Origin of the sequence: Pareuzebyella sediminis (assembly GCF_008367235.1) — a bacterium.
Classification (GTDB): Bacteria; Bacteroidota; Bacteroidia; order Flavobacteriales; family Flavobacteriaceae; genus Pareuzebyella; species Pareuzebyella sediminis.
The window spans coordinates 58,444-72,722 of the sequence record NZ_VTZS01000003.1 but is presented as its reverse complement, the minus strand read 5'-3'; the positions used below and the strand labels follow the sequence as shown (position 1 = coordinate 72,722).

The following is a 14,279-nucleotide window of genomic DNA, read 5'->3' as shown; positions in this document are numbered from 1 at the left end:
CTCCTCCAATACTACCGTCTAATCCTCAATCGCCTTGGCCTGCTGTTCCAAGACCGTAACCCTTTCCTTGATCCGTGCTTCTCGCTTTTGCCGACTTTCGGCATAGGTTTCGTCAATGACCGAGATCTTATCATTGTAGAAGGATTGCATTGCGACATAAAAGGATCGGTTGGTCAAGTCATTGGTATGATTGCTCTCCCCGAGGTGCACCTGACGGGTCAACAGGAACCGGAGCAATTTGTACAACGTCTCTTTCTTGAAGTTTTCTTTGAACCGGGCCACCAGTTCTTCATGAGATAACCTTGAATCATCCCCAAAGAAGTCCTTAAAATGTTCCCTTTGACTATAAAATCCGATGTTATTCTCGAACAATGAGATGGAAATGGCCACCATTTCGTCCGTGGACAACGGTTTTTTACGATTGATATAATCGGTATCTCGGACCATATCCACGACTTCCTTGAACTGGTTGTTGTTCTCAATCTGCTTTTTCCGCATTTCCCGAGCATTGATCTTGATGATTTGTTCCCCTGGGGTACACTCGGACATCTTTCGTTTCTCCAAGGACTTGGCACCTGAACTTCCCTGATTGGTTTCTTCCCTGACCCTTACAAAAATGGCCTGTGTCAAGTAGGTATCCGTTTCCAATAGAATACCCTTTTCAAACCCATGATCGATGGCATTATCCCATGCCTCCTTTTTCTCAGTAAAGGATTCTAAAGCCTCTGAAAGGAATTCAGCCAATTCTTCCTCTGTGTATTCATAGTGTCGGTGCTCCTCTTTAATGTTTTCCAAGGTAGGCTCAATTGGCTGCTTTAAAATATCCAGTTCATTGGTCAAATGCACCTCAAGACCTTCTTTTTCCATTTGGGCCATGACCCATTGGTTCCGCTCCTCGTCCACCCAATATTTGCTGATGTTGGGTACCAGTTTCAATCCCTCTTTTTTTACTCTTTTCAGGAGTTGCATAAAGGTTTTGGTCTTTTTGTTCTCAAAACAGGATGTCCGGGTACAGATCATCTTGCCTTCCCCGAACAGGTTCCCTTGGTTTGCGGCATTGAAGGGACACAGAGTACATGCCCCTGCCTTGGTCACTAAGGTCTTGTCGGTCACATCAAAACAGGCTTTGGTCAAATCATAGGTCCGGCTCTCTATCATCCGTTTGATCCGATGTCCCTGAAAATCCCCTTCCAGACTGTCCAACATCATCTGCTGCTCATCAGGCTCAAAAAGTGCCACTGCCACCGCAAGGGAGATGGTCATCTCCCCAGTACGGACAAAGGCCTTGAATCCCTCTATCAATCCGGCCAATTTAATGCGCTGGCGGACATAGTTCTCGGAACGCCCCAAACGCTTTGCAATCTCACCGGGTTCGTAACGGTCCAACAGAAACTGGATGGCCTCGGCCTCCTCTGTGGGTTCCACATCCTTGCGTTGCAGGTTCTCAATGATCTGCACTTCCAGAACTTCCGTATCCACATAGTCCCTCACCATGGCCGGGATAGTGGTCAACCCTGCCAATTTACTGGCCCGATACCTCCGTTCACCCATGACGATGATATAGCCATCATCGGATTTGCGGACCGTGATGGGCTGTAATACCCCATGTTCAGTAATGCTATGTGCCAAATGTTCCAAGCTTTGCGCATCAAAGGTTTTTCGGGGCTGAACCGGATCCGGTGAAACCGAACCGATTTCCAAGATCTGGATCTGTGGAACGGAATTCTGTTCCTTCTGCGGTGTGGGTCGCTTTGGTTTTGAAGATTGCTTCGCATTTCTTTTTCGTGTCGCTCTTTGTTTTGTTTGTGCTTCCATGATTTTTGGATTTTTATTAAACAATATTTGAGCGTAGACCAAGCGGAAGACAAAATTTTGGAGTGGCAAGGAAACGGAATAAATAGTGACCCTCGAAACGGCTTTATGCCGTCCCTTGTCCAAGAAAATTATGCGAGCTTAACTTTCGGGAATATTGATTAGATAATAATTATCACAGGAAAGTAAAGTCCCCCACAACCCAATAATTACCAGCTAGGTCAGTCATTAAAAAAGTCATTTCTTATCCTTTTGGAGATAGATGGTCATTTGATAAAAGAAAGTATATTTATATCCCCCCTTTATAAAGTAAAACCTTACAACAAAATCCACAAGACGGTTTGGAACAAGAATAGTTTTGACAAGTCGTATTCTGTTTTAAAAGCTTGGAATCTATGCACATGAAAGAATTTGTAATAAAATTAAGGGAAGGTAAAGTAGACCTTTTTAAAAGGGATTATCATGAAATGGTGGCAGCCTATAATGGAGAGGTTGCAACGACAAAGGGATATAACGGACGGCAAATTTTAGAGCTCCTCCAGAATTGCGACGATCAAAAATCGGACAGTGTTTTCATTAAAATAGATACAGAAAATTGCATTCTATCCATAGCCAATAAAGGAGTCCCATTTTCAAGTGAGGGTTATCGATCTTTGGCAACAAGCAATTTATCTTCCAAAATTGATAAAACCCAATATATTGGAAACAAAGGCTTAGGATTTCGTTCAATTCTAAATTGGTCGAACGAAATTGCCATATTCAGCAACAGGTTCAAAGTATCCTATTCGGATTTACAACGAGAAAGAATGTTCTCCAGCATGTTTGACGAGGCTATTAGCAATGAAATCAGAACTAAATATAAATTTTCCGACTCCACCTTCCCTATACCCATGTTGGCCGTTCCCGAGATCACTGAAACAGAAAGATACCAGGAGTATGCCACTGTAATAGAATTAGGCTTTAAAAAACGCTTTCTACAAAGTATAATTGAACAAATAAATGCCATTACCCCAGAGACGATTCTGTTTTTACATCACATAAAGAGCATAACCTTCGAAGGTTTTGACCATAAAAAGGATATCCACATTGAAAGAAATTCGGAAGACTTAAAAAAAGGTAGTATTCAGCAAATTACAAGCAATGGGGAAGCTTGGGATATTTTCCATGATGAAGGTGTTTTACCTGACGAATTTCAAAACGACCAAGAAGTTGTGGAGAACTACCAAATACGTATTGCCGTACCAAGAAATGATCCTAAAACCAGTTATAGGCTCTATTCCTTTTTTGCCACAAGTATTAATTTAACTTTCCCCTATATCATCCATGCCACCTTTGATTTAGATCAAAACAGAAAGCATTTGGAAAATTCCGAAAAGAACAGATATGTGGTTGAAAGACTAACGCACTTAATGTGTAAGATGGCCTTGTTTAAAACAGATGAACAAGTTGATTGGACCGCTTACAAGTTATTGCAGTACAAAACTGAAAATGAAAACCTTCAAGAGCTTGGTTTTTATCAAAAGTTGGATGAAATATTACAAAATGAAAAAATCATTCCTTGTGCAGGTAACTATTACCTTCCACTGACAGAAGCAGTTTGTTTAAATGATGAGTTTGGAAAATTAATACAACTTGGCAATGGAGGAAATATATTTAAAAGCCACATAAAACCGTTGGTAACAGGGGTCGATTTTAATGATTCCAAGCTAAAACCAAGATACAATGCCTATACTCATTTTGTTGATTTAATTGATAAATGGAGTGAATCCATAACTGATATTCCTGTAAGGGCGAAACTCATCCAGTATTTGATTCTAAAAAATAAGGAAGATGGGCTTTCAGATAACTTCAACATTTTATTGAATGGTGCCAGCAAGATCATTGACAAGAGGAACGAAATATTCACCCACTTGAATGACGAATTGGAAATCCCAGATTTTTGTCTGATTGATGTTTTACATCCGATGCTTTTTGATGAATTGGTCAGAGTATTTGGAATCAAAGAGGATACAAAAAGGGATAGGGCCAGAACTTTACAGAACCACTTAAAAAGCATTGCCAATGTCCATGCATATGAATTTATTCCGCTTTCCAGAAAAATTGTAAATAATACCAATCAATATATTTCCACCCATCCCGAAGAGATGACTGTTGCAGTAAAAAAGATGCTATCTGCCCTGTTCAACAATTTTAATCCAGAGACTAATGTCAATTCCATCGGTATCGCTGAGGTTCCCTTAATTGATTTGAACAACGAGCTTGCAAATGCATCTGACCTTTTTTTTTCGGATTCTTATACAATTGGCCAAACCTGTTTGGACATATTTGAAGACATCTACAAAGAAAGGCGCCAATTAGCTTCACCGACTGTATTGGGCCTTTCTGATGGTTCCATGGAGAATTTGGAAATTTTTCTTTCATGGTTAGGGGTCAATAGATTTGTTAAGTACAAACAACTCGCCATTACAGACCCTTATCATAAATATGTGAGAAGAGTAGTTGGCTATGTCCCAACATCAGCTTCGGTGCTTGTCTTGGATTTTGAAGATAGGGAGTCAATTCTTAAAACTTTAACCGCTGAGCAATTTTTATTATGGACCATTAAGGATGGAACATTGTTGAATAATTTGAACCAAATAGAAAAGAAGCATGGTGAAGTTGTCAGGTTTTTGTTTCGTACGAATCAATCAAGATTAGACTACAAAAGTTATTTGGCTGAGAAAGTCGAAGAAACATTTTATAACTTCCGAAATCATTTACTGGATAGTACTTTTAAAACCATCAACAAGATTGAAATAGATTATTCCAGCCATCTATTTAAAAAGTACCATATAAAGCGAAAGGAAATTGATATAGTGTTGAGGTTATTAGGGGCTTGTTTGGATTTTAATGAGTTAACCATTGAACGTGTCCATGAAATTCTTGAAAAAATCAATATCATTCATCATAATGGAAGGAATTCATCGACCTATTATAGAAGAGCATATTTACATTATGAAGAAAATGATGAATCATTAAAGAAAGAACTTAAGTTATTTGCTAGAGACCATGAAGGCCTAAAGCTCTACAACCAAGACGAGATTTACTTTAGTGACAAAGTAAAATTACCCAATAAACTGCGTTCCCAATTCCCGATTTTTAATTTTCCTAAAAGATCCGGTGGCAAAAAAGCAATTGAGTTTTTTGGCATCAATGATTTATCCACCATTGTCATTGAATTGGATGATTTTAAAAAAGATGACCTTATTACCAAATTAGTACATGACTATCTGGTTGAGTTGTTCCCCTACATAGTGATTCATAGAATAAATGCATTGGACAACGAAGCTGCTAAAAGGAAAGAGGCGTCCAAATTACAACAGCTAGTGATCAATGTATGCAATGAAGTAATAACCAGGGTTGGAAACAAACAATTCATACTGGACAATTATGAGTTTATCTTCTTGGAAGATTCTGGTTATTATTTAAAATTACCAAAATCAGATGGTTTGGGTCATTTCAAAAAGCATCCTGAATTTAAGGATGCCATTACGGATATTCTATCCCATGTCTTTGATGTCTCCGGCCATAAAAGCGATTTTAGGGCATTACTATCCACCGACTTAGAGGATGTCAGGCATATCTCAAGAGTTAATTTTGGGGAAGACCTACTTGATGAAACCATGCACATTTTGGGATTTTCAAGTTCCATCATTGCATTTTGGACCACCATTTATAGGATCAAAGGACTTGATTTAGATTTCAATGTGGACAACACTGTTGAGATCACACAAATAAACAAGGATTTGAATTTGTCACTGTCTTCACACTTGCCTGATTACAGTGTTTTAAACAATGAAAGGAATATTCCTTACCTAGCAGATCTATTTTCCAATCTAGAGATTACAATTGTGGATTTTAATGCATACAGCGTTAACACCATTGATTTGTATCATCATCATCTCAATACCCTTACCAATCATTTTATTGGCAAGTTCCTTCACTTTAAGCAATCATTGCACAGTTCTTCCGGAACTAGGGATTTGAGAGAATCCTTTCTACAAAGGTTGCATGACTTTGAAATTAATTTGGACAGTTATGTTAAAGAGGTTGCCCTTGAAAATAAATTAGTTTTCACCGTTGATCCTAAAGTGTATTTTAATGCATTTATGGCGAAAGAGTTTAAGGAAGTTACAATGATTGACCCTAAAGGTTTTAAGGACATTGATTTAATTTATGAAAAGAACAAATCTTGTTTAACGGAAACCGAAATAGAATTGTTGGGGAGTTCAAAAAGCCTTGAAAGTTTACTTTTCTTTGATATTGACATCGAATCTTTCAAAAGGGATTTATCAGCTACAGATACCAAATCAATGATCCCCTTAAAACCTGACCATTCATCCACTCAAGATAAACCATTGACGGAGCACAGAATCAGCAGTTTTCAAACAAAGAAATTGTCCGGCTACAAAAACAGAAAGGAATTATATAATCCAAAAAGTAGCTTCAATGGGTCCAATTCACAGATAGGAAAAAGTTCAGAGGAAAAAGTATATCGACATTTATGTGATAAATACAATAAAGAATTTGTTCACTATAAGGCAAGGGAAGATGAAGGGCTGCACTATGATATACGGTACAGCCCTGACAATGGGAACAAATATATTTATGTAGAAGTCAAAACTTTTTCAAATGATTCTTTTATTATTACCAGGGAGGAATATGAATTTGGGAAGGATAAAAAGGACTCGTATGAAATATGGTTGGTCAAAAACGACAAGATAATTGTATTTGACCATAAGCTTGAGGAAAAGGATCTATTGGTCAAAGACTACTATGTGATATTTTCGGAATTGGAGATCGAATAGCAAATCATAAACAGTTGAGTTAACAAACTTGGGTAAACAAATAAATCACTGGCCACAATGGATACGCTTGCTTTCCTCCCTTTCATTCCATTAAGGAACTTGAAAAATCCAAAATCAAAACCAAAAGAGCTTTCTCCCTAGTACCAAAACCTAAACGGAATGATAGTTTTTATACTCATTCTGTGAGTATGCCTAAAATCTTTCCTACATTAGTTAACCGAATAAAATAATTCAAAATGAACCGAATTAAAGAGGTTTTAGACAGGAAAGGAATTAAGCAAATTTGGTTGGCTGAGCAATTGGGAAAAAGCTACAATATGGTTCATTCCTATGCCCGGAATAAAAGACAGCCCAGTATAGATAATCTATATAAGATTGCGGAAATTCTGAATGTGGACATCAAAGAATTGCTAGTTTCCAATAAACCTGAACAAACCAACAAATGAATACGACCGAAATACAACATAACGTTCAGAATCTCATCGACAACTTCTCGAAAGAGAATTTTGTCTTTGACCTTTTGGTTGCTTATGGCATTTCCAAAACCTCTGTAACCCGACTAAAAAAAGGAGATTATAACCTCTCAAAGGTAGATGGTGAAATATTGTACAAAAAGAAAATCTTCTTTAAAGTTGAAGCCACAGGAAAACTACTCAGCAGTATTGATTCCATTTCAAAAGAAGAACGAATCTTAAAACACAAACCAAGGTTTGTCATTCTTACCGACCATAAACAAATCGTTGCCAAAGACCTTCTAAAAGGCAAAAACTTAGATGTCACAATAAAAGAATTACCGAATTACTTCGACTTCTTTTTACCATTGGCTGGTAGTGAAGTATACAATGCGAGTAACGACAACGAAGCCGACAGAAATGCTTCTTACAAAATGGCTTCCTTATACGATGTATTGATTGAGGGGAACCCAACTATTTACAATTCAAAAGAAAGCATTCATCACCTCAATATTTTCTTATCACGATTGTTGTTCTGTTTTTTTGCCGAAGACACTGAAATCTTCAAAGAAGAAAGTATTTTCACTGATACATTGGCACAACATACAGCAGAAAATGGAAGTGATACTCACAGCTTTCTTAATGATTTATTTGATAGGTTGAATACCGAAGATGTTAAACATCTACCTGATTATCTAAAAAAATTCGAATATGTGAACGGTGGTTTGTTCGGGCAAAAAATCAAGTCACCAAAATTCACTTCAAAAGCGAGAAAAACGCTTATTGAGTTAGGTGAGTTACAATGGAAAGATATCAATCCAGACATTTTTGGCTCAATGATACAAGCCGTTGTAGACAAAGACTACCGTAGTGACTTGGGAATGCACTACACCTCAGTAGAAAACATCAAAAAGCTGATAAAGCCTTTGTTTTTAGATGAAATGTATGAGGAATTTGAAAATGCCTCCACAGCAAAACAACTTCAAAAACTCATAAAGCGAATTTCTAAGATCAAATTCTTTGACCCAGCTTGTGGCAGTGGTAATTTCTTGATTATTACCTATAAGGAAATCCGTTTATTGGAAATTAAGATTTTACAAAAAATCACTGATTTAGAAGCAACCCCAACTTTTAAATGGACTTCCGTCCAACTCTCTCAATTCTACGGGATAGAGATAGACGATTTTGCCCACGAAATGGCGATTCTGTCACTTTGGTTGGCAGAACACCAAATGAACCGTGTTTTTGAGGAAATGCTTTTTGATTATGGTAAATCAAAACCTATTCTACCCTTAAAGGAAGCCGGACAAATCCAACAAGGAAATGCTACAAGAAGAAATTGGAATGAGGTATGCCCTATTTCCGGGAAGGATGAAGTGTATGTAATTGGTAATCCGCCCTATTTGGGAAGCCGAAATCAAGATAAAGACCAAAAAGATGATTTGAAATTTGTCTTTTCAAAGGATTATAAAAGCTTAGATTACATCGCAGCTTGGTTTTATAAAGGTGCAAATTATATCAAAGGAATGAATGGAAAATGTGCTTTTGTTTCTACAAATTCCGTTTGTCAAGGTGACCAAGTAGCATTAACCTGGAGTAGAATTCTTTCGGATAAAATAGAAATCGATTTTGCGTACCAATCATTCAAATGGGTAAACAATGCCAAGGGCAATGCAGGAGTTACAGTAATAATTTTAGGATTAAGAAACGTATCAAACCAACCTAAATATCTGTTTAGAGATAAATTTAAACAAGAAGTCAAAAACATTAATCCTTATTTAGTAGATGCTCCGAATATTGTAGTAAAAGGAGTTAGTAACCCTTTGTCAAAGTTTCCTGAAATGAGATATGGTAACATGCCTAATGATGGAGGAAACCTAATACTATCCGAAGAGGAAAAAGATGAAATTTTAAAGAATAGTTATGTCAAAAATTATTGGATAAAAGAATTTATTGGTTCTTCTGAATTTATAAGAGGGAAACAAAGGTTTTGTTTATTTATAGATGATGAAGATTTGGATGAAGCAACTAAAGTTTTTGAAATCAAAAATCGGTTAGATAAAGTTGAGATTCATAGATTAAACAGTACCGAGGTTAGCACACGTGATAAAGCCAAAACACCTAATCATTTTTACTTTTCATCACATTTAGATACGGATTCTATACTGATACCACGCCATTCATCAGAAAACAGAGACTATATTCCGATTGGCATATTCACTTCAGAAACAATTATCGCGGACTCTGCAATGGCCGTTTATAATGCCGAACCTTGGCTGTTTGCTGTGATAACCTCCCGAATGCATATGGTTTGGGTTAGAAATGTGGGTGGTAAATTAAAAACAGATTATCGCTATTCCGCAAAACTTTGTTACAATACCTTCCCATTCCCGGACATAAGCAGCAAACAAAAGGAAAACCTAAATCAATATGTGTTTGATATTCTTGATGAACGAGCCAAACACCCAAGTAAAACCATGGCTCAGTTGTACAATCCAACTACAATGCCCAAAGGTTTGCTACAAGCCCATCAGGCACTCGATACTGCCATTGAGCAATGTTACCGTTTGCAACCTTTTAAAAACGATACCGAGCGTCTGGAGTATTTGTTCAAGCAGTATGAGGAAATGCTAAAAAAGGATTCGCTTTTTGCCAAGGAAAAGAAAACAAGAAAAAGGACCTTCAAAAAATAAGACATGCCAAATTTAGTACACGTAGAATACGAGCAAACGGGGAAAAGCAAAAGCACCAATGCTTTAGGAATGCGGGAAATGCAAGAAAAGGCATATGAAGGACGAACTGCACAATATTTATTATTGAAAGCACCGCCTGCGTCAGGTAAATCAAGGGCATTGATGTTTATTGCTTTGGACAAGCTAAAACACCAGGGCATTAAGAAAGTAATTGTCGCCGTACCCGAAAAGTCCATTGGAGCATCTTTTGGTACAACCGAACTAAAAAAATATGGCTTTTTCGCAGATTGGAATCCCAACCCAAAATACAATCTCTGTACGCCTGGCGAAGAGAAAAGTAAAGTAACGGCATTCTTGAACTTTTTGGAATCCGACGAACAAATTTTGATCTGTACCCATGCTACCTTACGTTTTGCATTTGACGGATTGGATGTAAAGAAATTAAACGATACTTTGATCGCAATTGATGAATTCCATCACGTTTCAGCCGAAGGCGACAATATTCTAGGTCAAGTTTTAAAAAGCATTATGGCAAACTCAAATGCTCATATTGTGGCTATGACAGGTTCTTATTTTCGTGGCGATAGTGTTCCAGTTTTAATGCCGGAAGATGAGGCCAAATTCACCAAAGTGACTTACACCTATTACCATCAATTGAACGGTTACGAGTTTCTAAAATCTTTGGGTATCGGGTACCATTTTTACACAGGAAAATATTTCAAGAAACATCCTGAAAAAGAAATGTCCGCTTTGGCGGAGATATTGGATGAAAATCAAAAAACCATCATTCATATTCCAAGTGTAAACTCAGCCGAATCATCCAAAGAAAAATATGAGGAAGTCAATCATATTATTGATGTGTTGGGCGAGTTGGAATATCAGGATGAAAAAACAGGGGTTTTACACATTAAAAGCCATAAAACAGGCAAGATTTTAAAAGTTGCCGATTTGGTAAATGACAATCCAAAGTCTAGAGATAAAATAAGTGCGTATCTCCGAAATGTAAAATCGGCAGATGACATCGATATCATTATTGCATTGGGAATGGCCAAAGAAGGCTTTGATTGGCCTTATTGCCAACACGCTTTAACCATAGGTTACAGAGGTTCATTGACCGAAATTATTCAGATAATCGGTAGAGCTACAAGAGATAGCAATAATAAAACACATGCCCAATTTACCAACCTCATTGCTCAACCTGACGCAGAAGATGAAGAAGTGAAATTGTCCGTAAACAATATGTTGAAAGCCATTACAGCTTCATTGCTGATGGAGCAAGTTTTAGCGCCAAACTTTAAGTTTAAAATCAAAAAGGATGACGATGATGAGGATGAAGATGAGGACGATAAAACTATCAAAATAAGAGGTTTCAAATTACCAACTTCACAAAGGGCCAAAGACATCATTGATACGGACTTGAATGATTTGAAGGCAAAGATTTTACAGGACCCACAAATGCTCCGGGCAATGCCAGGGAATATTGAACCAGAGGTCATCAATACGGTTCTAATTCCCAAAATCATTCGAGAAGTTTATCCTGATTTGGACGAAGAAGATGTGGAAGCGGTGAGACAACATGTTGTAGTAGATTCTGTAATCAAGAACAGTACCATCGAGGAACAAGGCAATAAGAAATTCATCAGAATGGCCGGAAGTTTTGTAAACATAGATGATATTCATATCGACTTGATTGACCAAGTGAATCCTTTCCAAAAAGCATTTGAAATTTTATCAAAGTCAGTTACCACCCAAGTTTTGAAACTAATTGACGAGCATATTCAATCCACCAAAATTGAAATGACCGAAGAAGAGGCCATTCTGTTGTGGCCAAAAATCAAAGAATGGGTAAAGAACAATAAAGGTGAGCAGCCAAGTATTCAAGCATTTGACCACAAGGAAAAACGAATGGCAGAAGCCATAGTGTTTTTAAGGGAGTTGAAACGTAAAAAAGCACTTGAAAATGGCTAAAAAGAAACTGACAATAGATGACATTTTCAATGATGATGAATTTGGATTGTTAGAATCCAAAGTCAAAACATCAACTGTAAAAACGGATGAGGATAGACTAATCGATTCTTTTGAAGAAATAAATGCATTTATTGACAAAAACGGCAGGGAGCCAAATAAATCCAGTATGTCAGAATATGGTTTGTTGGCAAAACTTAAAAACTTTAAAGAAAACGAGGAGCAAAAAAAAGTGCTGAAACCTTATGATAGACACAGTCTTTTAGGGCATGTGGAAACGGAAAAAAAATCCATTGATGATATTTTGAGTGAAGATGATGAACTCGGTTTGCTGGATGCTGACAATGATTTGGATATTTTCAAATTCAAGCACACGCCCAAACCAGAAGATCGGGCAGAATCTGATTTTGTGGCTCAAAGAAAACCAATAAAGGAAAAGGACTTTGAGAAATATGAGCAGCTATTTTACCAGGTTCACAAGGAAATAAAGGAAGGAAAACGAACGATCAAGCCATTTACCAATATTGAAAAGAATCTACACGTTGGCAATTTCTATCTAATGAATGGTATCCTTCTGTATTTAGAATCTGCGAATTTGAAAAAAGATGAATTTGACCTTGATTCTGGAAATAGGGTAAGAATTGAAGGTCGAACAAGAACGGTTTTCGAGAACGGAACATACAGTAATATGCTTTTCCGTTCTCTAGGGAAACAAATTCAAAAAGACGGTAAGTTGATCACCAATACCTATGACAGCATTGAACAAGACCTATTCGTTAATTCAGGGCTCGTAAAAGAAGAAGACGTACAATCTGGGTGGATTTACGTTTTAAAAACAAAATCAACTAAAAAGGAACTAGCGGATATAAAGGATTTATACAAAATTGGATTTTCGAGTATTTCCGTTGATGACAGAATTAAGAATGCCAAGAATGAAGCGACCTATTTATTTGCGGACGTAAAAAAAATAGCGACCTATAAGGTCTATAATAGGAATGCAGACAAATTAGAGCATCTATTACATCGATTTTTCGCAAATGCTTGTTTGAACATTGATCTTTTCAATGAAAAGGGACAAAGACTAAATCCAAGAGAATGGTTTGTGGTCCCTTTTGAAGTAATAGAGGAAACTATCCAATTGATTTTGAATGAAAACATTGTCCATTACGAATATGACATTGAAGCGAAAAGAATCAAACTAAAAGAATAAGCTATAGTAAGTTCTAGGAGTCCTTACTTTTATTTGATGACCTTTTGTTTTGTACTCAATTGACGGGTCTTCTCTAATGGCGAAACCATTTTAGTAAAATTATCAGATTAAATCATAGCTATTACCACTAAAGCTTGATTTCATATCTTGTACTCCTTCCGCCACCTATTGGGACAAAGACTCCCTTCTCGACCAAATCCTGTAAATCCCTAGTGGCCGTGGCCTTGGATGTACCTGTCAATGAAACATATTTACGTGCGTTCATCCCACCTTCGAAACCCTTATGGCCTTCATCCAACATCCGACGAACAACTTTCTCTTGACGATCATTGAGTCTATCCTTATGCTGATCAAAGAACTTGGTCTTTTTTAAAGTGAATTCGATTTCTTGTTCGGCATCTATTTGCGCCTCGAGAACGGTCTGGGCAAAATAATTGACCCACTCGGTAATTTCATTGGAGTGCTGCGCTTTTTTCAAAGCATCATAATAGGCATTCTTGTTGCCCTCAATGGACTTGGATAAGCTAAAAAGTACAGGGCGATTGATACTTTGGGACAAAGCTTTTTCCGCTATTGCACGACCTATCCTACCATTGCCATCCTCAAACGGGTGTATGGATTCAAAATATAAATGGGCAACTGCGGCCCTTATTATTGGCTTCTTTATGTTATCCTTTGCTCTATTGAACCATGTGATGAAAGCTTTCATCTCTGACGGTATTCTTTCGGATGGTGGTGCCTGAAAATGGACCACCTCCCTACCCATAGCCCCGGATACAATTTGCATCGGTTCTTCATGGGTACGCCATTGGCCTACCTGAACATATGTATTGCCCTTCATCAACATGGAATGCCAATCCAACAACTCCTTTTCACTAAGGGCCTTATTAAAATTCTTCCGGACGGCCAACATAAGCTCTGCCACACCTTCAGCTCTTTTGTCCTTGGTCAAGGGAGCATCTTGTTGTATGCCCAAGTTTCGTTTGATGGAGGACATTACATCATTTCGACTCAAATATTCACCTTCGATCTCTGAGGTCTTAATAGCTTCGGCAACCATTAGGTTAATCATCGCTTCGGTCTGCTCAGTTTCCGAAAGTCCCTCCAATACACCGCTGATACGTCCTGTTCTCTGGGCAAAATCAAACAGTATGTGTTCAATATCATTGGTCTGATATTGAAAATTGGGCCAATCGTTTTGTTGCCAATTGTATTTCATGAGCCGATTAATAATCTTATTCGGCTCAAAAATAATAAAAATATGAGTTGATTAATGCCTGTATTCGGCTCAAAAAAGCAT

At 37.5% G+C, this 14,279-nt stretch carries 7 protein-coding genes; 5 read left to right on the top strand and 2 right to left on the bottom strand.

Going from position 1 to position 14,279, the window contains the following annotated elements:
* Window positions 1-18: 18 nt before the first annotated feature.
* Window positions 19-1,815: a ParB/RepB/Spo0J family partition protein gene (locus tag F2B13_RS11090; protein ID WP_149304182.1), complete on the bottom strand. Its 1,797-nt coding sequence runs from the start codon at window positions 1,813-1,815 to the stop codon at window positions 19-21.
* Between the two features lie 398 nt (window positions 1,816-2,213).
* Here F2B13_RS11090 and F2B13_RS11085 point away from each other — a divergent pair, with 398 nt between their 5' ends.
* The 5 genes from F2B13_RS11085 to F2B13_RS11065 all read left to right on the top strand — a co-directional run bounded on the left by F2B13_RS11085 (window position 2,214) and on the right by F2B13_RS11065 (window position 12,979).
* Window positions 2,214-6,659: a DUF3883 domain-containing protein gene (locus F2B13_RS11085; RefSeq protein ID WP_198440113.1), complete on the top strand. Its 4,446-nt coding sequence runs from the start codon at window positions 2,214-2,216 to the stop codon at window positions 6,657-6,659.
* 236 nt (window positions 6,660-6,895) lie between these two features.
* On the top strand, window positions 6,896-7,105 hold the full coding sequence (locus tag F2B13_RS11080; protein WP_149304180.1) for a helix-turn-helix domain-containing protein: 210 nt from the start codon (window positions 6,896-6,898) through the stop codon (window positions 7,103-7,105).
* Window positions 7,102-9,804, top strand: a complete 2,703-nt coding sequence (locus F2B13_RS11075) for a DNA methyltransferase (RefSeq protein WP_149304179.1) — start codon at window positions 7,102-7,104, stop codon at window positions 9,802-9,804. The genes F2B13_RS11080 and F2B13_RS11075 overlap by 4 nt, the downstream gene beginning before the upstream one ends.
* 3 nt (window positions 9,805-9,807) lie before the next feature.
* The gene (locus F2B13_RS11070; protein WP_149304178.1) at window positions 9,808-11,772 is read left to right on the top strand and encodes a DEAD/DEAH box helicase; all 1,965 of its coding nucleotides are present in this window, start codon (window positions 9,808-9,810) and stop codon (window positions 11,770-11,772) included.
* A complete protein-coding gene (locus F2B13_RS11065) occupies window positions 11,765-12,979 on the top strand; it encodes a GIY-YIG nuclease family protein (RefSeq protein ID WP_149304177.1) in 1,215 nt (404 codons plus the stop codon). The genes F2B13_RS11070 and F2B13_RS11065 overlap by 8 nt, the downstream gene beginning before the upstream one ends.
* Before the next feature lie 127 nt (window positions 12,980-13,106).
* Here F2B13_RS11065 and F2B13_RS11060 read toward each other — a convergent pair whose 3' ends face one another.
* The gene (locus tag F2B13_RS11060) at window positions 13,107-14,198 is read right to left on the bottom strand and encodes a Fic family protein (protein ID WP_149304176.1); all 1,092 of its coding nucleotides are present in this window, start codon (window positions 14,196-14,198) and stop codon (window positions 13,107-13,109) included.
* Between the last annotated feature and the right edge of the window lie 81 nt (window positions 14,199-14,279).

Bases quoted from the DNA above. Each gene is read 5' to 3' on its own strand.
- F2B13_RS11090 (WP_149304182.1), bottom strand. From the start codon at position 1,815: ATGGAAGCACAAACAAAACAAAGAGCGACACGAAAAAGAAATGCGAAG.
- F2B13_RS11085 (WP_198440113.1), top strand. From the start codon at position 2,214: ATGAAAGAATTTGTAATAAAATTAAGGGAAGGTAAAGTAGACCTTTTT.
- F2B13_RS11080 (WP_149304180.1), top strand. From the start codon at position 6,896: ATGAACCGAATTAAAGAGGTTTTAGACAGGAAAGGAATTAAGCAAATT.
- F2B13_RS11075 (WP_149304179.1), top strand. From the start codon at position 7,102: ATGAATACGACCGAAATACAACATAACGTTCAGAATCTCATCGACAAC.
- F2B13_RS11070 (WP_149304178.1), top strand. From the start codon at position 9,808: ATGCCAAATTTAGTACACGTAGAATACGAGCAAACGGGGAAAAGCAAA.
- F2B13_RS11065 (WP_149304177.1), top strand. From the start codon at position 11,765: ATGGCTAAAAAGAAACTGACAATAGATGACATTTTCAATGATGATGAA.
- F2B13_RS11060 (WP_149304176.1), bottom strand. From the start codon at position 14,198: ATGAAATACAATTGGCAACAAAACGATTGGCCCAATTTTCAATATCAG.